This window comes from Acidovorax sp. FJL06 (assembly GCF_003852545.1).
Taxonomy (GTDB): domain Bacteria; phylum Pseudomonadota; class Gammaproteobacteria; order Burkholderiales; family Burkholderiaceae_C; genus Acidovorax.
This window is the reverse complement of record NZ_QAJR01000005.1, coordinates 184,799-207,757: the sequence shown is the minus strand read 5'-3', so window position 1 is coordinate 207,757 and position 22,959 is coordinate 184,799. Positions and strand designations below refer to the sequence as shown.

Below are 22,959 nucleotides of genomic sequence, written 5' to 3'. Positions count from 1 at the left end.
CGCCTACCAAGTTTTCTGAAAGAAACCAGCTTTCAGTTATTTAAAACTTGGAACACAAATCAAGCCACCTTATGAGGTGGCTTTTTTGTTTGTCTTTTTGCTTCTTGGCGCAGCGGTTGATGTGGCCGTCTGCGGTGTACGGGTGGCTTGCTTTTTCGGATTCAGCACCCTCTCTCTCCTTCTTGTCTTTGCCCCTCGGATGCCTCCTGGGTTGGGTGTCCTGGGGATGCTGCGCGCGTCTGGCATGGGATGGATCTTGAACGGGTTCTTAAGGGGGTCATAAGGTGCTTCTGTCACGCTCTGTCCATTGACGACCTCCCTCCCTCTTGCGTTATGTAAGAGTTCGGCCCGCTGCGCGCGGGCCGCTTTTTTTCTGCTTCGATTGCACCTGCGCAATGGCCGCGGAGCAAGGGGTCTTGCCGGTGGTCTGCGGTGCAGCCAGACTGCATGAATGGCAGGTGTCGCAGGCGTGACATGGTGCTGGGTTGCTCCATCAGGGTATTCCTTTGCCGCTTCCGGGGTGCACTCTCCCTAGAATGTGCTGCACTGCAATACATGGGTTCCGAGCCCGAGGAGTTCGTTGTGTCCGAACAAAAGAGTGCCGCGTCCAAGTCGGCCCAGCGCGTCATCAAGAAGTACCCCAACCGCCGTCTGTACGACACAGACACCTCCACCTACATCACCCTGGCCGAAGTGCGCCAACTGGTCATGGACCACCAGCAGGTGGTGGTGCGCGATGCCAAGACGGGAGAAGACCTCACGCGCAGCATCCTGCTACAGATCATCCTGGAGGAAGAGGCCGGCGGCGCGCCCATGTTCACCGAGGCCGTGCTGGCCAACATCATCCGGTTCTATGGCCATGCCATGCAGGGCTTCATGGGGGCGTACCTCGAGAAGAACGTGCAGGCCTTCACCGATGTGCAGACCAAGTTGGCCGAGCAATCGCAAAGCGTGACGCCGGAGATGTGGGCGCAGTTCATGAACCTGCAGTCGCCCATGCTCAAGGGCATGATGGGCAACTACGTGGAGCAGTCGCAATCCATGCTCACCCAGATGCAGGAGCAGATGCAAAAGCAGACCGAGCAGATGTTGGGGGCGTTCGGGTTGAAGAGGTAAGGCAGCCCCCGAGCCGCTGCTGGTCGGTTCACCCCGTGGAGGCGCTACCGGTGGCCTGGCAAAGCGGGGACTATGGTGGCACCGGCCTTGCTTCAGGCCGGTTTCAACCGCTGCAAAGCGCCGCCCCTGCCGCATTGGAGGGGCTCCCTCACCGGCCGGGCGCCGGAACTGGGACAATACGGGGCTATGAGCGAAGCACTCTCCCCCACGAAAACACCCAAAGTCGGATTTGTCAGCCTGGGCTGCCCCAAGGCGCTGACCGATTCCGAACTCATCCTCACGCAACTGAGCGCCGAGGGCTATGAAACCTCCAAGACCTTCCACGGCGCGGATCTGGTCATTGTCAACACCTGCGGTTTCATCGACGATGCCGTCAAGGAAAGCCTGGACACCATTGGTGAGGCGCTGGCCGAAAACGGCAAGGTGATCGTCACCGGCTGCCTGGGCGCGCGCGCAGGCGAGGGGGGCGGCAACATGGTGCGCGAGATGCACCCCAGTGTGCTGGCCGTGACCGGGCCACACGCCACGCAGGAGGTGATGGACGCCGTCCACCTGAACCTGCCCAAGCCCCACGACCCCTTCATCGACCTGGTGCCTGGCGGTTTTGGCATTGCCGGCATCAAGCTCACACCCAAGCACTACGCCTACCTCAAGATCAGCGAGGGCTGCAACCACCGCTGCACCTTCTGCATCATCCCCTCGATGCGCGGCGATCTCGTTTCGCGCCCCATTGGCGATGTGCTGAGCGAGGCCAAGGCCCTGTTTGAGGGCGGAGTGAAGGAGTTACTGGTCATCAGCCAGGACACCTCGGCCTATGGTGTGGACGTGAAGTACCGCACGGGCTTCTGGGATGGCAAGCCCGTCAAGACCCGCATGTTGGAGCTGGTGCAGACCCTGGGCGAGATTGCCGAGCCCTATGGCGCCTGGGTGCGCCTGCACTACGTGTACCCCTACCCCAGCGTGGACGAGGTCATCCCGCTCATGGCCACGGGCAAGGTGCTGCCGTACCTGGACGTGCCTTTCCAGCACAGCCACCCTGATGTGCTCAAGCGCATGAAGCGCCCTGCCAGCGGCGAGCGCAACCTGGAGCGCATCCAGCGCTGGCGCGAGGCCTGCCCCGAGCTGGTGATTCGCAGCACCTTCATCGCGGGCTTCCCTGGCGAGACGGAGGAGGAGTTCCAGCACCTGCTCGACTTCGTGCGCGAGGCGCAGATCGACCGCGCAGGCTGTTTTGCCTACAGCGACGTGAATGGCGCCGCCGCCAACGAACTGCCTGGCATGTTGCCCATGGAAGTGCGCGAAGAGCGCCGTGCCCGTTTCATGGCCGTGGCCGAGGAAGTCTCGATCGCCAAGCTGCAGCGCCGCGTGGGCGCCACCATGCAGGTGCTGGTGGACCATGCCCCCGCTTTGGGCAAAAAGGGCGGCCGGGGCCGCAGCTATGCCGATGCACCCGAGATCGACGGCGTGGTGCACCTGCTGCCGCCCGAGAAGATCAGCAAGCAGCTCAAGGTGGGCGAGTTCACCAAGGCGCGCATCGTGGGCACGCAGGGGCACGATCTTGTAGCCGTGCCAGTGTGACGGTGCTGGATCTGGGTTTTGCTATTTTTTGAATAGCGGCTAGCGCTTGTCTATCGGGCGCTGGACCCTAAAATGCCAATAAAAAAAGGCTTCCCTCGGGAAGCCTTTTTTGTGGGCCGAGGCGGGAGCCTCGGGCAAGCCTTAGACGCGCTTGCGGTATTCGCCGGTGCGCGTGTCGATTTCGATCTTGTCGCCTTGGCTGACGAACAGGGGCACGGGCACTTCGAAGCCGGTGGCGATCTTGGCGGGCTTGAGCACCTTGCCGGACGTGTCGCCCTTGACGGCGGGTTCCGTCCAGGTGATTTCGCGCTCGACACTGGTGGGCAGTTCGACCGAGATGGCCTTACCGTCGTAGAACACCACTTCAACGGCCATGCCGTCTTCCAGGTAGTTCAGTGCGTCGCCCATGTTTTCGGCTTCGACTTCGTACTGGTTGAACTCGGTGTCCATGCAGACATACATGGGATCGGCGAAGTAGGAGTAGGTGCACTCCTTCTTGTCCAGGATCACGTTGTCGATTTTGTCGTCGGCCTTGAACACGTTTTCGGTGCCGAAGTTGCCGATCAGGCTCTTGAGCTTCATGCGCACGGTGGCTGCGCCGCGGCCGCCACGGGCGTATTCGGTCTTCAGGACCACCATGGGGTCCTTGCCGTGCATGATGACGTTGCCGGCGCGGATTTCTTGAGCGATTTTCATAGCGAGTTGCTTGGGTTGGGGCCGCTCAATGCGCGGGCCGGTGGCTTTCTGCTATCTCTGTGGAAGGCAGAAGGCGCGCCGTGCCGATGCATGTTCCGCGGCGGGAGTGCGCGAGGGCTGGACACCGGTGTGCCGCACCTGTTTTGCGCAAAGCCTCGGATTTTACCGTTTTTCGGCGACAAAGCCCAAAAGTTGCGCCACAAGGTTGTCCTGCGTCAGCAGGCGCGCGCGGGCGGCTGCGATGCAGGAGGACCACTCGGCCAGGGTGTCGTCGCCGGGCCACTGCAGGGGCGCGGTGTCGAGCCCGTTCCAGGTGGCGTGGAACTGCCGCAGCGAGGCTGGGGCCTGCAACCAGTCCAGAAACGCCCAGAGCTTGTCGTGGTGGGCGTTGTCGTGCTGGGGGTAGATCTGCCAGACCAGGGGTTGCCCGGCCCACAGTGCCCGCACCAGCGAATCCTCGCCGCGCACGAGGTTCAGGTCGCAAGCCCACAGCATGTGGTCAAACGCCGTTTGGGGGCGTGCGGGCAGGTATGAAATGCATAGCTGCCCGCGCTTGTCAGATAAGCCCTGGGGGCTGATTTGAGCAATATTCTCATGCAGGGCCGCCCGCACGGCCGCCGTGGGGCGGCCTGGCGTGACCAGCAACTGCGTGGGCTGCGCCTGGCCGTGGCGCAGCAGCTCGGGCAGGGCGGCGGGCTCGTAGCAGAACAGCGAAACCCAGCGCTGGCCTGCGCCGCCATCGTCCAGCCCGTAGGCCGCCGCGTGCGCTCTGCGCCAGGCGGTGGGGTCAAAGGCCGCGCGCCGCGCCATCAGGTCGGGCTCGCGCAGCAGCCCGCCCGTGGCGGGCGTGAAGCCGGGGTAGAAGAACCAGCGCGTCCTGCCCGCGCCGGGGCCGGACGAGAGCGGCGAGGCGAGCTTGTGGTTGCGCTCCACATAGCGCTCAGCCGACAGGTATTCCAGGTTGATCCAGACGGGTTCTATGCCATTTTGGCCTCTAGCGCTTGATGAATAAGCGCTATAAGCTATGAATTCAGGAGCAATATCGCAACCAAACGCCTCCACCATCACATCGGGTGGAGACTCGTGGGAGCCCGGGGGGGGCGACCCCCAGGCGCGCAGCTCCACGCCGGGGCAGCCTGCGGGCGCCATCCACTGCAGGGCCGAGGCGTCGTCCACCCACAGGCGCACGCGGTGGCCCCGGTCGGCCAGTTGCGCCACCAGCCGCCAGCACACACCGATGTCGCCAAAGTTGTCGATCACGCGGCAGAACACGTCCCACTGCAGTGGGAGGGGGCAGGGCAGAGTCATGTCAGTGGTGAAATAGTCAGGATTTACGCAAATAAGGATGGATCAACACGTTGCTTGCATGGCAGACCGTTTGGTTGAACCCTGTTTTGCGTAAGTCGTCATAGTGCTGCGCGCTGCGCAACATGGCGTTTGAAACGGGCTCGGCCAGGACGGGGGACGCAGGGTCTCAGGGGGTATCGTCTCATCGCGAGCGCAGGTGCTCCACCAGCAGCCGGGCGACGCTGGAGAGCGATTCTTCGGACCGCACGCACAGCGCCAGTCGCCGATGCGCCCAGGGCTCGTTGAGCGTGACGGTGCGGATGGCCAGCGTGCCCTGGTACAGCGCAGCGCTGCCACGGGGCATCACGCCCACACCCAGGCCCGCGTTGACCATCAGGCACAGCGCGTCGTAGCTGGTGACCTGCATGCGCAGGCGCAGCGGCAGGCCTGCCTCAGACGCCGCGCGGGTGAGCTGGTTGTTGATGGCGCTGCCCGGGTGTGCGCCCACAAAGTCGAAGGGCAGGGCGTCTGCCAGGCGCACGGACTTGCGCCGCGCCAGCGCATGGCCGCTGGGGACCACCAGCACCAGCTCGTCGGTGCGGTAGGGCAACAGCGTCACGCGTTCGCCGTAGTTGCCTTCGTTGAGGATGCCCACGTCGGCCGCATTCTCGGCCACCGAATGGGCAATGGCCGTGCTGATCTGCTCCTGCAGCCGCACATCCACCTGCGGGTGCTGCGCCAAAAAACTCTGCAGCTCGCCGGGCAGGAACTGCGTGATGGCCGAGATGTTGGCCACCACGCGCACATGGCCACGCACGCCAGTGCCGTACTCGCGCATCTGGGTGGCAATGCCGTCCAGGTCGTTGAGCACGCCGCGCGCCAGGTTCAGCAACGCAAAAGCGGCGGCGGTGGGTTCGGTGCCCTTGTTGCTGCGGGTGAACAGGGCCGCCTGCAGCGCGTCTTCCAGGTCGGCCAGGCGGCGGCTCACGGCCGAAGCAGCCAGGTGCTCGCGCGCAGCGGCGGCGGCGATGGTGCTTTCCTCCATCACGGCAACGAACAGGCGCAGGGAGACGGGGTCGAGTTTCATGGGGTGCTGATGGTAGCAAGCTCCCTGCATGCCATGCCGGTTTGCGATGGCGGCTTGTTGCTTGAGCGTTTTGCAGGAGGGTGGACTATGTGCACCATTCGCGCTGGCAAGCCCAGGGTTCACAAGATTCTTCGTCCAACCCATACCGTTCGGGCTGATGGCCCAAAGCCACTTGGCATCAGATCCCACAGGAGACAACTATTTCCATGGATTCCATCCCTTCCCCTGCTGCATTGCAGGGCGTGCGCGTCATCGAAATGGGCCAGCTCATCGCCGGACCCTTCTGCGGCAAGACGCTGGGCGAATTTGGCGCCGACGTGATCAAGATCGAGGCTCCTGAAGCCGGCGACCCGCTGCGCAACTGGCGCCTGATCAAGGAGGGCACGTCCGTCTGGTGGCAGGTGCAGTCGCGCAACAAACGCTCGGTGGCGCTGGACCTGCGCCAGAAGGAAGGCCAAACAATAGCCCGCCAGCTGATTGCCGAGGCCGATGTGCTGGTCGAGAACTTCCGCCCCGGCACGCTCGAAGGCTGGGGCATGTCGCCCGACGAACTGCACGCGCTCAACCCTGGCCTCGTGATCCTGCGCATCTCGGGCTACGGCCAGACCGGGCCCTACCGGGACCTGCCGGGCTTTGGCGTGATCGGCGAGGCCATGGGCGGCCTGCGCCACCTGACGGCCGAACCGGGCCGCGTGCCGGTGCGCGTGGGCGTGTCGATTGGCGACACGCTGGCGGCGCTGCACGGCACCATCGGCGTGCTCACGGCGCTGTACCACCGCAAGGTCAACGGCGGCCAAGGCCAGGTGATTGACGTGGCGCTGCACGAGGCCGTGTTCAACGTGATGGAAAGCCTGATCCCCGAATACAGCGCCTTTGGCGCGGTGCGCGAGGCCGCAGGCAGCGCGCTGCCGGGCATTGCGCCCAGCAATGCCTACCCCTGCCAGGACGGCTGGGTGCTGGTGGCGGGCAATGGGGACAGCATCTTCAAGCGGCTGATGACCGCGATTGGCCGCCAGGACCTGGCCGATGCCCCTGACCTGGGCAGCAACACCGGCCGCGTGGCACGGGTGGACGAAATCGACGCCGCCATTGGCGCCTGGACGGCCGCGCGCTCGGTGCAGCAGGTGATGGAGACCCTGGGCGCCGCCCGCGTACCTGCGGGCAAGGTCTACACCGCCAAGGACATTGCCGAAGACCCGCATTACCGCGCCCGCGACATGCTGCTGACGCAAGAAACGCGCGACGGCTACAGCGTGGAAGTGCCTGGCATCGTGCCCAAGCTCTCGGCCACGCCCGGCAGCATCCGCAGCAGCGCGCCGCACCTGGGCGACGACACCGATGCGGTGCTGGCCGAGGCAGGCCTCACGGCCGAACAGATCGCGCTGCTGCGCAGCAAGGGGGTGATTCAATGAGTGCATCCCACACGGTGTGGCAGGGCGCAGGCCGCCGCATCCAGATGCAGGAGGTCGGCCTGCGCGATGGCCTGCAGATGGAAAAGGCCTTTGTGCCCACGGCCGACAAGATCGCGCTGTGCAATGCGCTGTCGGCGGCGGGCCTGTCCAAGATCGAGGTGACCTCGTTCACCTCGCCCACGGCCATTCCTGCGCTCAAAGACGCCGAGGTCGTGATGCGCGAGATCACGCGCCGCCCGGGCACCGTCTACACCGCGCTGGTGCCCAACCTGCGCGGTGCCGAGCGCGCCATCGAGTCGCGCACGGACGAGCTGAACCTGGTGATGTCGGTCAGCGCCACGCACAACCTGGCCAACCTGCGCATGACGCAGGACCAGTCGTTTGCGGCGCTGGCGCAGGTGGTGGCCCTGGCGCAGGGCGCCAACGTGGCGGTGAATGTGTCGCTGTCCTGCGTGTTCGGCTGCCCCATGGAGGGCGATGTGGCCGAGGCCGACGTGTTCGGCTGGGTGCAGCGCTTTGTGGATCGAGGTGTGCGTGGCATCACGCTGTGCGACACCACGGGCATGGCCCATCCCGCGCAGGTGCACCCGCTCACGGCGGCGGCCCGCGGGCGTTGGCCGGGGGTGGATTTCACCCTGCATTTCCACAACACGCGGGGCATGGGGCTGGCCAATGTGCTGGCGGCCATCGATGCAGGTGCGGACCGGTTCGATGCCTCGCTGGGCGGCCTGGGCGGCTGCCCCTACGCACCCGGTGCCAGCGGCAATGTGTGCAGCGAGGAGATCGTGCACGCGCTGGCGCTGATGGGCTATGACACCGGGGTGGACTTGGTACGACTGGTGGCGGCGGCGCAGCAACTGCCCGCGTTGATCGGCCACGATATTCCCAGCCAGATCGCCAAGGCGGGTCCGCGCCTGGCGCTGCACCCGGTGCCCGCCGATTTCGAGGCGATCCGCGACAGGGCGCTTGCCCGCTGAATGCGGGCGAGCCTGCATTCACCCATAACACCAGGAGACAAAAGCCATGACCTTCCCCACCCCACTGTCCCGCCGCATCTTCACGGCGGCCGTGCTGTGCTCCGCTGCTTGGGCTGCGGGCGCGCAGGACAAGTACCCGTCCAAACCCATCACCGTGGTCGTACCCCAGGCGGCGGGCGGTGCCAACGACGCCATTGCGCGCGTGGTGGCGCAAAAACTCAGCGAGCAACTGGGCCAGAGCGTGATCGTGGACAACCGCCCCGGCGCGGGCGGCACGCTGGCCACCGGCACCACAGCCCGCGCGCGCAACGATGGCTACACGCTGCTGCTGACGGCCGACAGCGCCCATGTGATCGGCCCCGCGCTGTACAAGAGCCCGGGCTTTGACCCCGTGAAGGACTTTGCGCCCGTGGCGCCCGTGGCCACCGCGGGCTATGTGCTGGTGGCGCACCCGTCCTTCCCGGGCAACACCGTGGCCGAGATGGTCGCCCTGGCCAAGGCCAACCCGGGCAAATATGCGATTGCCTCGGCGGGCAACGGCACGCTGAACCACCTGATTGGCGAGATGCTGCAAAAGGCCGCCGGCATCCAGCTGCAACACATCCCGTACAAGGGCTCGGCGGCAGCCGCCACCGATGTGGTGGGCGGACAGGTGCCGCTGTCGGTGCAAAGCCTGCCCTCGGCCATTGCCTTCATCAAAGCGGGCAAGCTCAAGGTGCTGGGCGTGGTCAATGAAAAGCGCGTGGCTGCGCTGCCCGATGCGCCCACCATTGGCGAGACGATCAAGGGCTTTGGCCAGGCGCCGTGGTATGCGCTGTTTGCCCCGGCCGGCACGCCTGCGCCCATCGTGGCGCAGTTGCAAGCCGAAGTGGCCCGTGCGCTGGAGCACAAGGACGTGGTGGACAAGCTGGCCACCGTGGGCTGCGAGCCCTTCAAGGGCAGCGCCGCACAGCTGGCCGCGCTGGTGCAGTCCGACCTGCCCAAGTGGAGCCGCGTGGTCAAGGACACGGGCGCTACGGTGGATTGACCGGGTGCTTTCTCTGCGCCTTCCTGCTTCCTGCGACTCAGATTTTTGACAACAACGACAACGACGGAGACATCGCTTTCATGAAAACCACCCGCAAACAGTTCACCACCCTGGCCCTTGCCGCACTGGCCGCCGGCTTCATCGGCCACGCAGCGGCGCAGGGCGCTTACCCGTCCAAGAACGTGACCCTGGTGGTGCCCACCGCCGCTGGTGGCACCACCGACCTGTCGGCCCGCATGCTGGCGCAGGCGCTGGCGCCGGTGCTGGGCCAATCGGTCATCGCAGACAACAAGGGCGGGGGCAACGGCAACATTGCGGCCAGCGCCGTCAAGCGCGCCGAGGCCGATGGCTACACGCTGCTCATGCAGTATTCGGGCTACCACGTCATCTCGCCCCACATCACCAAACAAAAGCAGTGGGAGCAGAGCGACTTCCAGCCCGTGGCCAATGTCATCTCGGCTCCGCAGATCATCGTGGTGCGCAATGACCTGCCGGTGAAGACGCTGGCTGAACTCATCGCTTACGCCAAGGCCAATCCCGGCAAGCTCAACTACGCTTCGTCGGGCAACGGCTCGCTGCAGCATGTCACGGGCGCCATGCTGGAGCAGCAGGGTGCCATCAAGATGGTCCACGTGCCCTACAAAGGCACGGGCCCCGCGTTGCAGGACCTGCTGGGCGGCCAGGTGGACCTGACCTTTGGCACCGCGCCGCCCTTCATGCCGCACATCGCCGCAGGCAAGCTGCGCGTGCTGGCCGTGACGGGCAAACAGCGCCTGCCCAGCCTGCCCGATGTGCCCACCACGGCCGAGGCGGGCTACCCCAAGGTCGATGCCACCTCGTGGTTTGCCGTGTTCGCCCCGGCCGCCGTGCCCAAGGCCGTGGTGGACAAGCTCACGGCCGACATCCGCACCGTGGTGCAGGGCGCCGCCTTCCAGCAAAAGGCGCAGGAGCAGGGCGCCACGGCTGACTACCAGACCCCTGCGCAGCTGGGTGACAAGGTGAGGGCGGATCTGGCGAACTGGGCCACGGTGGTGAAGACCTCGAAGATCGAGGCGGAGTGATCCGGGCGTTTTGATGAAAATGGCTACTAGCGCTTGTTGGATAAGCGCTAGTAGCTATTTATTTGATAGTGAATGGGGCAGGCTGCGCGCGGGGCCACAATACGCACCATGTCTGATGTGCATTCCGAAGAACTCCTCGCGCAGGTGGCTGCGTTGCCCGCGTTGCCGGGTGTGTACCGCTATTTCGACGCGCAGGATGCGCTGCTGTACGTGGGCAAGGCGCTCAACCTCAAGCGCCGGGTGTCCAGCTATTTCCAGAAGAACCATGGCGGCACGCGCATCGGCCACATGGTCAGCAAGATCGTGCGCATGGAGACCACGGTGGTGCGCTCCGAGGCCGAGGCGCTGCTGCTCGAAAACAACCTCATCAAGACGCTGAACCCCAAGTTCAACATCCTGTTCCGCGACGACAAGAGCTACCCCTACCTCAAGATCACCGGCACGCCCGGCGCCCACACGCGGGGCGATGCGCCGGGCCAGGTGTTTCCGCGCATGGCGTACTACCGGGGCGCGGTGGACAAAAAGCACCGCTACTTTGGCCCCTATCCCAGCGCCTGGGCCGTGAAGGAAACCATTCAGCTGCTGCAAAAGGTGTTCCGGCTGCGCACCTGCGAAGACACGGTGTTTGCCAACCGCACGCGGCCCTGCCTGCTGTACCAGATCAAGCGCTGCACCGGGCCTTGTGTGGACCTGATCTCGCCCGAGGCTTATGCCGCTGACGTGTCCCATGCTGAGGCGCTGCTGCGCGGCGAAACGCAGGAGCTGCTGCAGGCGCTGGAGGCGCGCATGATGGCGCATTCGGACAAGCTCGAATTCGAGCAGGCCGCCGAGGTGCGCAACCAGATCCAGGCGCTGTCGCGCGTGCTGCACCAGCAGTCCATCGAGACGGTGGATGACAAGGACGTGGACATCCTCGCGGTGCGCGTGCAAGGCGGCCGTGCCTGCGTGAACCTGGCCATGGTGCGCGGTGGCCGCCACCTGGGGGACCGGCCGTACTTTCCGGTGCATGTGGAAGACGCTGCGGCGGTGTATGCGGAAGAGGGCGGTGAGGGGAGCGACGCTGCGGAGGGCATGGCGGGTGCCGAGGATGCAGCCATAGCCCCGGCCCAAACCACCCGACCCGTGGAGGCGCTGGTGCTCGAAGCCTTCATCGCCCAGCACTACATCGGCGTGCCCGTGCCCCCACTGCTGGTGACCAGCGTGCCGGTGGACAAGGCCTTGCTGGACGCACTCACCGAACAAAGTGGCCTGCGCGTGAACGCCATCCACCAGCCCCGCGAGCAGCGCCGCGCCTGGCTGGACATGGCGCAGAAAAACGCCGACCTGCAACTGGCCCGTCTGCTGGCCGAGGAGGGCTCGCAGCAGGCCCGCACGCGGGCGCTGGCCGAGGCGCTGGATCTGCCACCCGAAGACCTGGACCAGCTCACCATCGAGTGTTTCGACATCTCGCACACGGCGGGCGAATCCACCCAGGCGTCGTGTGTGGTGTTCCACCACCACAAGATGCAAAGCAGCGAATACCGCCGCTACAAGATCGAAGGCATCACGGGGGGCGACGACTACGCAGCCATGCGCCAGGTGCTCACGCGCCGCTACAGCAAGGTGGTGGAGGCGCAGCGCGAGGAGGGGGGCATTGACTACGCAAAGTCGCCCGAGGCGCAAGCCGCAGCCCGCCCCAAGGGCCAGGCGCGTCTGCCCGACCTGGTGCTGATCGACGGTGGCAAGGGCCAGGTGGGCGTGGCGCGCGAGGTGTTCACCGCGCTGGGGCTGGACCTGACCCGCATTGTGGGGGTCGAGAAGGGCGAGGGCCGCAAGGTGGGCCTGGAAGAGCTGGTGTTTGCCGACGGGCGCGAGAAGGTCTACCTGGGCAAGGATTCGGCCGCGCTGATGCTGGTGGCGCAGATCCGTGATGAGGCGCACCGCTTTGCCATCACCGGCATGCGCGCCGCACGGGCCAAGGTGCGTGTGGGCGGCGGGCAGCTCGAAGAGATTGCGGGCGTAGGCCCCAAGAAGCGGGCGCGGCTGCTGCAGCGGTTTGGCGGGGTGCGCGGCGTGGCCTCGGCCAGCGTGGAAGACCTGGCCACGGTGGACGGGATCTCGCGCGAATTGGCCGAAGAAATTTATCGGGCGCTGAGATAGGCCTTATCGACGGCGCCATTGCCGTGCCGTGACACAATCGCCGCCATGTTCTGGACTATCCCCACCTTGATGACCTGGACGCGCATCGTCGCGATACCTTTGATCGTGGGGGTGTTCTATGCGCCACTGGACCCGGCCACGCGCAACCTGATTGCCACCGTGATGTTCGTGGTGTTTGCCGCCACCGACTGGCTGGACGGCTACCTGGCCCGCAAGCTCAATCAGACCTCATCCTTCGGCGCGTTCCTCGACCCGGTGGCCGATAAGTTTCTGGTGTGTGCGTCGCTGCTGGTGCTGGTGCATCTGCAGCGCGCCGATGTGTTTGTGGCGCTCATCATCATCGGCCGCGAGATCGCGATCTCGGCCCTGCGCGAATGGATGGCGCAGATCGGTGCGAGCAAGAGCGTGGCCGTGCACATGATCGGCAAGGTCAAGACCACGGTGCAGATGCTGGCCATCCCTTTCCTGCTGTACGACGGGCGCCTGTTCGGCGTGATCGACACGGGCGTGTGGGGCACCTGGCTCATCTGGGCATCGGCGGTGCTCACGGTCTGGTCCATGGTGTATTACCTGCAGAAGGCGCTCCCCGAGATCCGGGCCCGCGTCAAGTAGACCCCAAGTTTTTTGTGCTGCTTGCGCGCTCTGGATAAGCGCTGGCAGCTATATTTTCAGGAGCGTTTGCATGGCGAAACACCGCATTGCCGTGGTGGCTGGCGACGGCATTGGCAAAGAGGTCATGCCCGAAGGCCTGCGTGTGCTGGACGTGGCTGCGCGCAAATTTGGCATCGACCTGCAGTTCGACCATTTCGACTTCTCGAGCTGGGACTACTGCGAGAAGCACGGCAAGATGCTGCCCGACAACTGGAAGGAACAGATCGGCGGCCACGAGGCCATCTACTTCGGCGCCGTGGGCTGGCCCGAAAAGATCGCCGACCATGTCTCGCTCTGGGGTTCGCTGCTGCTGTTTCGCCGCGAGTTTGACCAGTACATCAACCTGCGCCCCGCACGCCTCATGCCGGGGGTGATCGCGCCCGTGGTGCGCCGCGATGGCAGTCCGCGCCTGCCCGGCGAGATCGACATGCTCATCGTGCGCGAGAACACCGAAGGCGAATACTCCAGCATCGGCGGGCGCATGTACGAAGGCACCCCGCGCGAGATCGTGATGCAGGAAACGGTGATGTCCCGCCACGGCGTGGACCGCGTGCTCAAGTTCGCTTTCGACCTGGCCCAGTCGCGCCCCAAGAAGCACCTGACCAGCGCCACCAAGTCCAACGGCATCGCCATCACCATGCCCTACTGGGACGAGCGCGTGGCCGAGATGGCCAAGGCCTACCCGGATGTGACGGTGGACAAGTTTCACATCGACATCCTCACGGCCCACTTCGTGCAGCGCCCCGACTTCTTTGATGTGGTGGTGGCCAGCAACCTGTTTGGCGACATCCTTTCGGACCTGGGCCCGGCCTGCACTGGCACCATCGGCATCGCGCCCAGCGCCAACCTCAATCCCACGCGCACCATGCCATCGCTGTTCGAGCCCGTGCATGGCTCGGCGCCCGACATTGCGGGGCAGGGCATTGCCAATCCGATCGGCCAGATCTGGTGCGGCGCGATGATGCTCGACTTCCTGGGTTACCGGGCCGCGCACGATGCGGTGCTGGCCGCGATCGAGGCTGTGCTGGACCCCCAAAGTGGCGGGCCGCGCACTCCCGATCTGGGCGGAAAGGCCCGCACGCAGGACGTTGGCAAAGCCATTGCCGAGGCCCTGTCAGCCGTTTGAGTGGCACTGAAATTGGGGTGTCAATCCGGGATGCTGCCCATACGGCGTGTATGAGACAAAACCCGCCTGCAAGCCCTGTCGCAGCGTGAAATACGACTAGAATTCATTGCAACGCTGCGTCAAAGCAGCGTGCTGTATTGACACTCTGAAACTCGATGGCTTTAATCTGATGCAGCAGCCACTGCTGTGTATGCCAGTCATTCCCCCGCCTGCTCTCCAACAGCCTTCGGCTGTGCCGTCAGACGTGTGAAGACCAGATATCCGCGAGACATTCCATCAACTCTTTTCCGAGAGGCTTCTTGTGAACAAAACCGAACTGATCGAGCACATCGCTACCAACGCCGACATCTCCAAGGCCGCTGCTGCGCGTGCTCTGGAATCTACGATCGAGGCTGTCAAGAAGACTCTCAAGAAGGGCGGCACGGTGTCGCTCGTCGGTTTTGGCACGTTCGCAGTGGGCAAGCGCGCAGCCCGCACGGGTCGCAATCCCCGTACCGGCGCTACGATTAAAATCAAAGCTGCTAAAGTTCCAAAGTTCCGTCCTGGCAAGGCATTGAAAGATGCCTTGAACTGAGGATCAAGTTTAGGTGGGGTCCTTAGCTCAGTTGGTAGAGCGGCTCCTTTACACGGAGTAGGTCGGCGGTTCGAGACCGTCAGGACCCACCATCACCGAACAAAGGCGAACGCAAGTTCGCCTTTTGTTTTTTGCCTCTGAAAGATCGACCATGTTTGAATCCATCCGCAAGCACTCCAAGATCGTGATGATCTTCTTGTTCTTGCTGATCATTCCTTCGTTTGTGCTGGTAGGCATTGACCGCAACTACTTCTCTGAGAAGAGCCCCGTGGTGGCGCGTGTCGATGGCAACAACATCAACCAGACAGACTGGGACAATGCGCACCGCATGGAGACAGACCGCATTCGCGCGCAGTCTCCCACGGTCGATCCCAAGTTGCTGGATTCGCCCAGCGCGCGTTATGCCACGCTGGAGCGCCTGGTGCGTGACCGCGTGCTGGCTGCGGCGGCCCAGAAGATGCACCTCGCGACCAGCGATGCCCGCCTGGCACGCAGCCTCCAGGACATCCCGGCGATTGCGGGCCTCAAGCGTGCCGATGGAACGCTGGACGCCGAAGCCTACCGGGCCCTGGTGGCCAGTCAGGGCCTGACCCCTGCAGGCTTTGAAGCCAACGTGCGCCGCGACATCTCCGTCAGCCAGGTGATGGGTGGCGTGATGGGCTCGGCCTTTGGCACGGATGCGCAGGTCAAGCTCGCGCTGAATGCCCTGTATGAGCGGCGCGACATCCAGATGGCGCGTTTCAATGCCTCCGACTTTGCGGGCAAGGTCACACCCACGGATGCGGATCTGGAAACCTACTACAAGGCCCACCCCGCGCAGTTCCAGCAGCTGGAGCAGGCCGCCGTGGAGTATGTGGTGCTGGACCTCGACAGCGTGCGCGCCACCATCTCCCTGAGCGAAGACGACTTGCGCACCTACTACAAGGAAAACGTGGCGCGGATGACGGCCAAGGAAGAGCGCCGCGCGAGCCACATCCTCGTCAATGCGTCCAAGGATGCTCCGGCCGCAGACCGCGAGCAGGCCAAGGCCCGCGCTACCGAGCTGCTGGCCCAGGTGCGCAAGGCGCCCGCCAGCTTTGCCGATGTGGCCAAAAAGTCCTCCGACGACAAGGGCTCTGCCGTGGCTGGGGGCGATCTCAACTTCTTTGCCCGTGGTGCCATGGTCAAGCCCTTTGAAGAGGCCGCCTTTGCGCTGAAGAAGGGCGAGATCAGCGATGTGGTCGAAAGCGACTTCGGCTACCACATCATCCAGCTGACCGACATCAAAACACCTCGCCAGCCCACGTTCGAAGAGCTGCGCCCCTCGATGGAGGCCGAGCTCAAGCAGCAACAGGCCCAGCGCAAGTTTGCTGAAGTGGCCGAGTCCTTCACCAATGGCGTGTACGAGCAGGCCGACAGCCTGCAGCCAGTGGCAGACAAGCTCAAGCTCAAGGTGCAGACAGCCTCGGGTGTCACCCGCACCGTTGCTCCTGGCGCCAAGGGGCCGCTTGCCAATGCCAAGTTCCTGGAAGCGCTGTTTGCATCAGACGCCGTACAGAACAAGCGCAATACCGAAGCCGTCGAAGTGGGCCCCAGCCAGATGGCCGCAGGCCGCGTGACGGCCTACACCGCCCCCCGCACCTTGCCTCTGGAAGAAGTGCGCGCCCGTGTGCGCACGCTCTATGTGGCTGAAAAGTCCGCAGAACTGGCGCGCAAGGAAGGCGAGGCCAAGCTGGCGGCCTGGAAGGCAACGCCTGCTGCGGCCACGGGCCTTTCGGCTGCCACAGAAGTGTCGCGCGAACAAACCCGCAACCTGCCCCGCCCGGTGATCGACGCCGCCCTGCGTGCTCCTGCAGATGCCTTGCCGGGCTGGACGGGCGTGGATTTGGGGTCCGCCGGCTACATGGTGGTCAAGGTCAACCGCGTGGTGCCCCGCCAGGCACCCGATGCCCAGCGCGCACAACAAGAGCGCCAGCAGTACGTGCAGTGGCTGACGACCGCTGAAGGCATGGCGTACTACGAATTGCTCAAGCAGCGCTTCAAGGTGCAGATCAAGGCACCTCGTCCCGACGCCGTCGCCCAGGGAGTTGCAGAAAATTAAGCAATTTGGTCTTTGGGGTAAAAACCCAGGCTATAATACGAAGCTACGGTGGCTGTAGCTCAGTTGGTAGAGTCCAGGATTGTGATTCCTGTTGTCGTGGGTTCGAGCCCCATCAGCCACCCCAAAATGCAAAGCGCTGCAACGGAAACGTTGCAGCGCTTTTTGCTTTGTAGGTCTCGGGCCTGCATGGCAACGATCGGCCTGGCCTTGATGGCGGTCAAGCGGGCGTCGTGCATCTGACTCGCCGCCGAAGATGCGGGCTTTGTCACTGCTTCAGGGGTGTGGGAAATCGAGGGGGGCCAGAGGATGGCTGGCCTGCCCGGAGGGACTCGAACCCCCGACCTATAGCTTAGAAGGCTATTGCTCTATCCAGTTGAGCTACGGGCAGAAAAGGCTTTCGGCAGTAGCGCCTACTAACTTTTTGCGTATTGCTACGCAAATTCACCTTATGCAGGTGCCGGATCATACCTGCTGCGCCTACTTGGTCGGGCCAACTACCCGGCCTTTTCGCAGGTAGTGGCGCTGGGTGGTGGTCACGCTGTCGTGGCCCAGCAGCTCTGCGGCAGCCGCTTCTCCGCGCACCTCGGACACATCGTCAGCCGCCTTGGCCCGCAGGTCGTAGAACCTCATGGTTTTGATCTGGTCGGCCAGCTTGGGGTTCAGCTTGGCCGCCTTCGTCCGGGCCCGCTTGTAGACCTCGGCCAGCGCCTTCTGGGAAAGCGCCTCACCGGCCTGGTTCACCACCAGCGCAGAGCTCCACATCTTGCAGGCGTCCTTGCGGGCCTTGATGCGGTCCAGCAGCACGGCCAGTTCCCCCTCGATCCGAATGCGCAGTTTCGCGCCGGTCTTGCCCTGTGTGACCTTCAAGCGGCCGTCTTCAAGGTCGTCATCCGTCATGCCCACGGTGTCGGCGGGCCGCTGGCCGGTGAGGTAGGCCAGGTCCATCGCATCCCGCAGTGGCCACGCCGCGACGTTCCACACCGCGCGGTACACCTCGTCGGTGATGTACTGTTCGCGCTTCTTGAGCGGCAGGCCCTTGATCCCGGAACAGGGGTTCGCCTTCTCGGTGTAGCCCCAGGCCCTGGCCATGTTGAACATGTGGGAGAACGTGCGCTTGAGCCGGTTTGCCGTGGGCGCCTGGTGCTTTTTCCACTGCAGCAGGGCGTGGACGTGACTTGGCTTGATCTCATCCAGTGGCGCCGGAGAGGGCGCACAGAAGAATTCGCGCAACAGCTTGATGTCCGAGGCCTGCAGGGTCTGGGTGCTTTTGGCCTTGAGCGGAACGATCTCGCGCTCGTACTTGTCCGCCAGATCCTTGAAGTTGGCCACGGTCTGCTTCTCCGTGGCGGCGATCAGCTCGGACCACTTGCGCACGGCCAACACGTAGTCTTTCCCCAGGGCGATCTCCTTGCGCGGCTTGCCTCCCTTGTCGAAGTAGTAGTACGTGATGCCAGAGCGGTGCGTGCGTGAGCGGAAATATTGCATGGTCAGGCCAAGGCCGGTTCCCAGCCTTTGTGTTGTGGTGTGGGTTGTTGTGCGCCGCCTTCGACTACTGCACGGGCCACTACTGGGCAGCCGCGAGCGTTCACAAAGTGCGGGATTTTCATGCGTTTGAGTTCGGCCGCCTGCATCTGCTCGCGGGTCTTGCCGTCCTTGCCGATGCGCACGCCAGTGAGTTCGGCCAACTCCTTGGCGTTCAGGAAGGTGCTCATGGTGTAGTTCTCCGGTGTTCAGCCTGACAAGACAGCTCAGGAAGTCCAGTGCTTCGACATGCTCGGCCAGCAGGGCTTCGCGCTCCCCTCCGCGCTTCGACCCCTGCCAGCTGCACGGCTCATCGCACATGGACTGACAGGGCTCGCCGCCGACGGGGCAGTAGTCAGGCCGGGCCATGCTGATCTCCGTCTTTCGGGGCGATGGCGCGGCGCGCTGGGAGCAGGATGTTCCCCTCGTAGATGATCCCGACGAAGATGCCCGACGGGTCATTGCACCAGGTCACCCCGTCCTCACGCAGGAACTCGTCGTCTGCTTGGATGGTGTCCCGCCCGCGCTGCAGCAGGCGATAGGCGGGCACCGCCCCTGTCTGCGCCTGGGTGGCGTCACCGAATATGAGCGGGCGACAAGGATCGGAGTCGTTGGGTTTTGCGAAACTCAGATATCGCTCACCGATGCTGTCTGTGGACAGCCACGCCACCGGCTCTCCCGCCACGGCTGGCGGCGTGCCCCACTTGGCGAGGACTGCATCGGTGTAGCTCCGCAGAAACTCGCCCATCCCACCAAGGCCAGCCGCCCAGCCAATCCCCATCTCGTCGGCCAGCGCAAGAATCTCCGCATCGCTCGGGCTCGGTGTTTTGGTGTTGGTCATTGGCAGTTCCTTTTCGCATTCAGCAGAACTCGGACGGCTTCACGGAACTGTGAGCGAGTGCTGGGCATTGGCAGTTCAGCAACCTCGCAGAGCGCCCAGCGATCGAAGTCCGCATACGTATCACCACGCTGCAGCATTCCGTAGCAGTTGACTCGCCAGTAATGGCCTCGCCCTTTCAGGTAGAGCCAGTCGTATCGCTTTTTGCGATAGCGCTTGCCATGAACTTTCAGCCGCTGGTCACGACACCAGTTTTCCCATTGCTTAGGTATTGAGGTCATTGGTGATCCCCTTGGTGGGTGGCGCGCGACTCCCATGCGTGCCACAGCAGCGCTGCGGTCATGTCGTTGTAGAAACCTTCTGCGTCGCGCTCAAAGCTGACGTTGGAGGTATCTGCGCGCGCCCATCCCTCGAACAATTCGCGCTCTGTGCGCCGCGTTGGTGTTGCATTTCGCGCAAACAGCCAAACGCACTGAACCTCAACCAGTCCGGCGTTTGATGGATGCGGGTCGTGCACCAGCTTCCCATCGTTCATAACCACCATGTGCGAGGTCCCGCGCTCAGTCTTGCCGGATGCGAGGTAGTCGGCTTCAAACTCCCGGTCCCCTGGCAGCATGACGGCGGAATAGCCTTTCTCTGCTGCAAACTGCATGAACCTGTCCCATCCACCATCCTCGGCAAACTGAGGCACGCTTTCTACTGGCAATCCGAGCAAGAAGGAGACGCAGCACTGCATGCAATTCGTTGATCCAACTGCTTGTTTGTAGGCGCTCATGGCTTGACCTCCCGCTGGGCGGCAAGCCATGCATCACGCTCGGCTCGGATTTCGACCATGATTTCATCGCAGCTCTTGATTTCCCCTGCCGCGTTCTTGTTGAACGGGTTGATGGTCTGGAAGAACTTGCGTGTTTCTTGCCGATTTTTCCCAGACTCAGAGTCTTTCCACCGGTGCGTTGCTTTGATGGCGACTTCGTTAAAAACGTAGCGTCTCATGGCTTGACCCCCACACGCTGGGCGGCGCGAATAGCAGCACGGAGGTCAAATGAATACCCACGGCCAATCTCACGTTCGTGAGGCTTTCCTATGTGGTGCTCAATAACCACCCAATCGAAATCATCCTCTGCGGTCAGCACGCATCGAAGGTCGCAAGCGTTGTCCTGAAGCCAATCAATAAGTGCCGTGTCGCTTACCGCATCTGCCGTTGCTGGCTGTGGTGCGGCACGGGCTGCGTGGGTAGCGTCTGCATAGGCGACCATCTGGCCTGCGGTGAAGCATGGAATCACGCCGTCCTCGCCAATTGCTGAACGGATCACTTCGGCATGCCCTCCCCATGGCTGGTCCTGTACGCCAATAAAGGGCTCAGGCAGCTGCGGGTAGTAACGCCCCCCCTCCTGCCCCTTCTGGGCTGTCATGTTCGATTCCAGCCCGATTTTCGACACGTCATCTGCGATGTGTTCGTTTTCTGGCGAGTTTTGAACATGAGGCGGCTGGGCTGGCGCAGGGGTTGTTGCTTGCTCCGCATGTTCCTCCAGTGCAAACAGCACATCCTCATGGATGATGCGCAGCGGCACCGGTTCGCCGCCCTCAGTCCACCAGCCCGCGTCGTGGTCGTAGCGCTCGCAGCGCAACTCGCGTTCATGCCATGGATCGGTCGGCTCTCCATCGGGCGCCGGGATCGTGTAACTATCGTATGGGCCGCCATATGTCGGCACCATTCCAAGCTCTGGATGATCCAGACTCATGAAATAGGGGCGGCCAGTGATCGGACACTTTTCTGGGTAGGCGTCCTTGTGCACACCTTCGGCTGGCGCAGGTGATGGGCTGGGTTGGGTGTCTGGCCACTTCATGCGCCCAGGGTGCTCGGCAGCAAAGCGTTGGAAATCAGCGATACGGCGGCGCACGGCATCCGCATGGGCGCTGACCGGTTCGCGCTCGCCGATGAGCGCAAGGTAGGCTTCTAGCGCGCGCACGCCCAGAGCATCACGCGCCCGGAACACGAACACCGGTTCATCGTGAGGGATTGCCTCGCCGGTGGCGCGGTTGATCACATGGGTGCCGTTTACCGTGTACTTTGGTTCTTGCGCCATTGGCACCCCTGCCTGCGCTGCGCTGAGTGCCTCGACCTGGGCGTGGAGTGCTTTGTTCTCTGCCTCAATCCTGTCTTGCGCCAGCGCGAAGCTGTTGTTGGCAACCATCAGCACACGGTTCTCCGCGTACAAACTGCGCAGTTCATCTGCCGCAACCTTGGATGTCAGATGGTCTGGGCTTTCTTTGCGCACGAACGGGTCAATGGCATCAGCCAGTCGCAGCGCTTCCGGCAGTTCTGCCGCTCCGGTGTGGGTGGGGGTCATGGTTGTATAGCTCCGAGAACGGTTTCAATCTCCACGCCGTGGTGCATTGCGCGCAATGTGAGGCGCCCGCCAAAACGGCTGTGCAAGTCCTGTGCGATGTGCTCCTGAAAACCCTCGCGGTGCAGCGCGCAGGCTGTCTTGATGTGCTCTACGCGCACCATGTCAGCGTTCTGCAATTCCAGGCTGTAGATGATCTGTTCGCCGTTGCCAGGGCATGCGGCAGCGAAGGTGTAGCGGTAGGTGTTCAAAGCAAACTCCCTTGAATGATTGGCTCCTCGTCCGGGATGGCGAATGACCATCGGGCGGGCGCGTTTTGAGATTCAATGCGGGCGCGCATCACTTGGGCGCGGGCCTCTTTCGTGGGCGGTGTGTAGGTTCCGCGCCAGGCCTGATCGATTCCGACATTGCGGCCGATGTTTGTGCTGTCAGCGCTGGCGAATGGCAGGGCGGTGAAGATCGCCGGGTCGAGCATGCGCAGGCCGTGCAGCTTGCACATGGGCCGCCCGTCGTCGTCACACACAACAAGCATCGCGCGGGCCATCTGGCCCCACCATGCCGCAGTGCCGATGCTGGAGAACTCGCCTGAGCTGCCGATGCACACCCGTGGCCACGCAGAGGCAAGGCGCTCCAAGCGCTCCATGCTTTCGTGCATGTGCCAAACCGGAGCACCAAACCAGCGAGGCAGGGGCCATTCAGCCAAAAGCGCATCGTTCGCAGCTTCGTCGCCGTCGATCACATCAGGCACCACGGCAAAGTCGCAGGCCGGGATTAGCTTTGCTTGGGCAGCCCACTCGTAGAACGGGCGCCAGTCCTGAACAGGGCGCCCCTGCTTCCATGCGGTAAACGCCCCGTTGTCGATGGCGAACGACTGGCAGACGGCCGCAGCCAAGCCAAGGTTGCGAGGTTCAGCGAATGACACGAACCCATGCCCGCCCTGCAGAACGACCGCTGCCGCTGTCTCTGGTGTGATGGGCAGGCCGTGGTAGTGGATCACCGGCTCTCTCCCTCAGTAGATGGAGCAGGGGGGATGGAGGAGCGCAGCAAGGCCAGTACAGGCTGCTGCCGGTCCCACAAATGCCGCGCTGCGTCACTGGTTGGCATCCAGTCAAGCGCCGTGATTGCTGACTCAATCACGCTTGCTGGCACCATCACCCACCCCGCTGCTACTGCAGGCTGTGGGGCGGCGTAGAGCTTCATGCCGGGAGAAAGCAAAAGCCCTGTTTCGACGATAAACCCATCGTCGTTTACACGCGCCACCGGCTCTTGTCCCGCAGCAGGCAGGGGCAGGGATGCGCGGGTTTTTCGGTCTGCGTCAATCATCGCGGTGACGATTTCGTACACGCGCCATCGTGGGATCAGTCTGCCGCGATCTTTGCGAGTGAGTTCTTCTGGGAACTCGGGATAGTCGCGCTCAGTATTCGTGTTCTCAGCCATACGG

General features: G+C 63.6%; 24 protein-coding genes and 3 tRNA genes. 13 read left to right on the top strand and 14 right to left on the bottom strand.

The genetic code is table 11. The features are described from left to right. Positions 1-555: 555 nt before the first annotated feature. Positions 556-1,116: a polyhydroxyalkanoate synthesis repressor PhaR gene (gene phaR, locus DBV10_RS04340; RefSeq protein ID WP_124510971.1), complete on the top strand. Its 561-nt coding sequence runs from the start codon at positions 556-558 to the stop codon at positions 1,114-1,116. Positions 1,117-1,302: 186 nt separating this feature from the next. Further along, entirely contained in the window at positions 1,303-2,694 is a 1,392-nt protein-coding gene (gene rimO, locus DBV10_RS04335; RefSeq protein WP_124510969.1) for a 30S ribosomal protein S12 methylthiotransferase RimO, read from the top strand. 141 nt (positions 2,695-2,835) lie between these two features. On the opposite strand, the gene efp is transcribed toward rimO, so the two are convergent. The 3 genes from efp to DBV10_RS04320 form a co-directional block, all read right to left on the bottom strand. Then, positions 2,836-3,390, bottom strand: a complete 555-nt coding sequence (gene efp, locus DBV10_RS04330) for an elongation factor P (RefSeq protein WP_124510967.1) — start codon at positions 3,388-3,390, stop codon at positions 2,836-2,838. 162 nt (positions 3,391-3,552) lie between these two features. Beyond that, complete coding sequence (gene earP / locus DBV10_RS04325) at positions 3,553-4,698, bottom strand: elongation factor P maturation arginine rhamnosyltransferase EarP (RefSeq protein WP_124510965.1); 1,146 nt, start codon at positions 4,696-4,698, stop codon at positions 3,553-3,555. Positions 4,699-4,879: 181 nt separating this feature from the next. Then, positions 4,880-5,764, bottom strand: a complete 885-nt coding sequence (locus DBV10_RS04320) for a LysR family transcriptional regulator (RefSeq protein ID WP_124510963.1) — start codon at positions 5,762-5,764, stop codon at positions 4,880-4,882. A 206-nt stretch (positions 5,765-5,970) separates the two neighbouring features. Here DBV10_RS04320 and DBV10_RS04315 point away from each other — a divergent pair, with 206 nt between their 5' ends. The 11 genes from DBV10_RS04315 to DBV10_RS04265 all read left to right on the top strand — a co-directional run bounded on the left by DBV10_RS04315 (position 5,971) and on the right by DBV10_RS04265 (position 16,935). Next, complete coding sequence (locus DBV10_RS04315) at positions 5,971-7,176, top strand: CaiB/BaiF CoA-transferase family protein (protein WP_124510961.1); 1,206 nt, start codon at positions 5,971-5,973, stop codon at positions 7,174-7,176. Next, a complete protein-coding gene (locus DBV10_RS04310) occupies positions 7,173-8,153 on the top strand; it encodes a hydroxymethylglutaryl-CoA lyase (RefSeq protein ID WP_124510959.1) in 981 nt (326 codons plus the stop codon). Before DBV10_RS04315 ends, DBV10_RS04310 begins: the two co-directional genes overlap by 4 nt. Positions 8,154-8,199: 46 nt before the next feature. After that, positions 8,200-9,180 carry a tripartite tricarboxylate transporter substrate binding protein gene (locus DBV10_RS04305; RefSeq protein WP_124510957.1) on the top strand — a complete coding sequence of 327 codons (981 nt, stop codon included), beginning with the start codon at positions 8,200-8,202 and terminating at the stop codon, positions 9,178-9,180. 80 nt (positions 9,181-9,260) lie between these two features. Next, on the top strand, positions 9,261-10,241 hold the full coding sequence (locus DBV10_RS04300) for a tripartite tricarboxylate transporter substrate binding protein (protein ID WP_124510955.1): 981 nt from the start codon (positions 9,261-9,263) through the stop codon (positions 10,239-10,241). Positions 10,242-10,349: 108 nt separating this feature from the next. Then, positions 10,350-12,380: an excinuclease ABC subunit UvrC gene (gene uvrC / locus DBV10_RS04295; RefSeq protein ID WP_124510953.1), complete on the top strand. Its 2,031-nt coding sequence runs from the start codon at positions 10,350-10,352 to the stop codon at positions 12,378-12,380. 45 nt (positions 12,381-12,425) lie between these two features. Continuing rightward, positions 12,426-12,992, top strand: a complete 567-nt coding sequence (gene pgsA / locus DBV10_RS04290) for a CDP-diacylglycerol--glycerol-3-phosphate 3-phosphatidyltransferase (RefSeq protein ID WP_026436902.1) — start codon at positions 12,426-12,428, stop codon at positions 12,990-12,992. A gap of 70 nt (positions 12,993-13,062) precedes the next feature. Further along, the gene (locus DBV10_RS04285; RefSeq protein WP_124510951.1) at positions 13,063-14,157 is read left to right on the top strand and encodes a tartrate dehydrogenase; all 1,095 of its coding nucleotides are present in this window, start codon (positions 13,063-13,065) and stop codon (positions 14,155-14,157) included. A gap of 301 nt (positions 14,158-14,458) precedes the next feature. Further along, entirely contained in the window at positions 14,459-14,731 is a 273-nt protein-coding gene (locus DBV10_RS04280; protein WP_008906675.1) for an HU family DNA-binding protein, read from the top strand. Between the two features lie 16 nt (positions 14,732-14,747). Further along, positions 14,748-14,823, top strand: a tRNA-Val gene (locus DBV10_RS04275). A gap of 59 nt (positions 14,824-14,882) precedes the next feature. Continuing rightward, complete coding sequence (locus DBV10_RS04270; protein WP_124510949.1) at positions 14,883-16,811, top strand: SurA N-terminal domain-containing protein; 1,929 nt, start codon at positions 14,883-14,885, stop codon at positions 16,809-16,811. 48 nt (positions 16,812-16,859) lie between these two features. Beyond that, positions 16,860-16,935: transfer RNA gene (locus DBV10_RS04265), tRNA-His, on the top strand. Between the two features lie 187 nt (positions 16,936-17,122). Here the strand turns inward: DBV10_RS04265 and DBV10_RS04260 are convergent. From DBV10_RS04260 to DBV10_RS04210, 11 genes are all read right to left on the bottom strand, one after another. Further along, positions 17,123-17,199: transfer RNA gene (locus DBV10_RS04260), tRNA-Arg, on the bottom strand. 89 nt (positions 17,200-17,288) lie between these two features. Further along, positions 17,289-18,296 carry a tyrosine-type recombinase/integrase gene (locus tag DBV10_RS04255; RefSeq protein ID WP_124510947.1) on the bottom strand — a complete coding sequence of 336 codons (1,008 nt, stop codon included), beginning with the start codon at positions 18,294-18,296 and terminating at the stop codon, positions 17,289-17,291. A gap of 2 nt (positions 18,297-18,298) precedes the next feature. Continuing rightward, a complete protein-coding gene (locus tag DBV10_RS04250; protein ID WP_124510945.1) occupies positions 18,299-18,523 on the bottom strand; it encodes a DUF4224 domain-containing protein in 225 nt (74 codons plus the stop codon). 164 nt (positions 18,524-18,687) lie between these two features. After that, positions 18,688-19,173 (bottom strand): hypothetical protein, encoded by a 486-nt coding sequence (locus tag DBV10_RS22840; protein ID WP_199740034.1) that lies wholly within the window; start codon positions 19,171-19,173, stop codon positions 18,688-18,690. Then, positions 19,170-19,451: a hypothetical protein gene (locus tag DBV10_RS04240; protein ID WP_124510943.1), complete on the bottom strand. Its 282-nt coding sequence runs from the start codon at positions 19,449-19,451 to the stop codon at positions 19,170-19,172. Before DBV10_RS04240 ends, DBV10_RS22840 begins: the two co-directional genes overlap by 4 nt. Further along, entirely contained in the window at positions 19,448-19,945 is a 498-nt protein-coding gene (locus DBV10_RS04235) for a hypothetical protein (protein ID WP_124510941.1), read from the bottom strand. The genes DBV10_RS04240 and DBV10_RS04235 overlap by 4 nt, the downstream gene beginning before the upstream one ends. Then, the gene (locus DBV10_RS04230; protein WP_124510939.1) at positions 19,942-20,163 is read right to left on the bottom strand and encodes a hypothetical protein; all 222 of its coding nucleotides are present in this window, start codon (positions 20,161-20,163) and stop codon (positions 19,942-19,944) included. Before DBV10_RS04230 ends, DBV10_RS04235 begins: the two co-directional genes overlap by 4 nt. Next, a complete protein-coding gene (locus tag DBV10_RS22835; protein WP_199740033.1) occupies positions 20,160-21,521 on the bottom strand; it encodes a hypothetical protein in 1,362 nt (453 codons plus the stop codon). Before DBV10_RS22835 ends, DBV10_RS04230 begins: the two co-directional genes overlap by 4 nt. After that, complete coding sequence (locus tag DBV10_RS04220) at positions 21,518-21,769, bottom strand: hypothetical protein (RefSeq protein WP_124510937.1); 252 nt, start codon at positions 21,767-21,769, stop codon at positions 21,518-21,520. Before DBV10_RS04220 ends, DBV10_RS22835 begins: the two co-directional genes overlap by 4 nt. Continuing rightward, positions 21,766-22,515, bottom strand: a complete 750-nt coding sequence (locus DBV10_RS04215) for a hypothetical protein (protein ID WP_124510935.1) — start codon at positions 22,513-22,515, stop codon at positions 21,766-21,768. The genes DBV10_RS04220 and DBV10_RS04215 overlap by 4 nt, the downstream gene beginning before the upstream one ends. Continuing rightward, a complete protein-coding gene (locus DBV10_RS04210) occupies positions 22,512-22,955 on the bottom strand; it encodes a hypothetical protein (RefSeq protein ID WP_124510933.1) in 444 nt (147 codons plus the stop codon). The genes DBV10_RS04215 and DBV10_RS04210 overlap by 4 nt, the downstream gene beginning before the upstream one ends. Positions 22,956-22,959 lie beyond the last annotated feature (4 nt).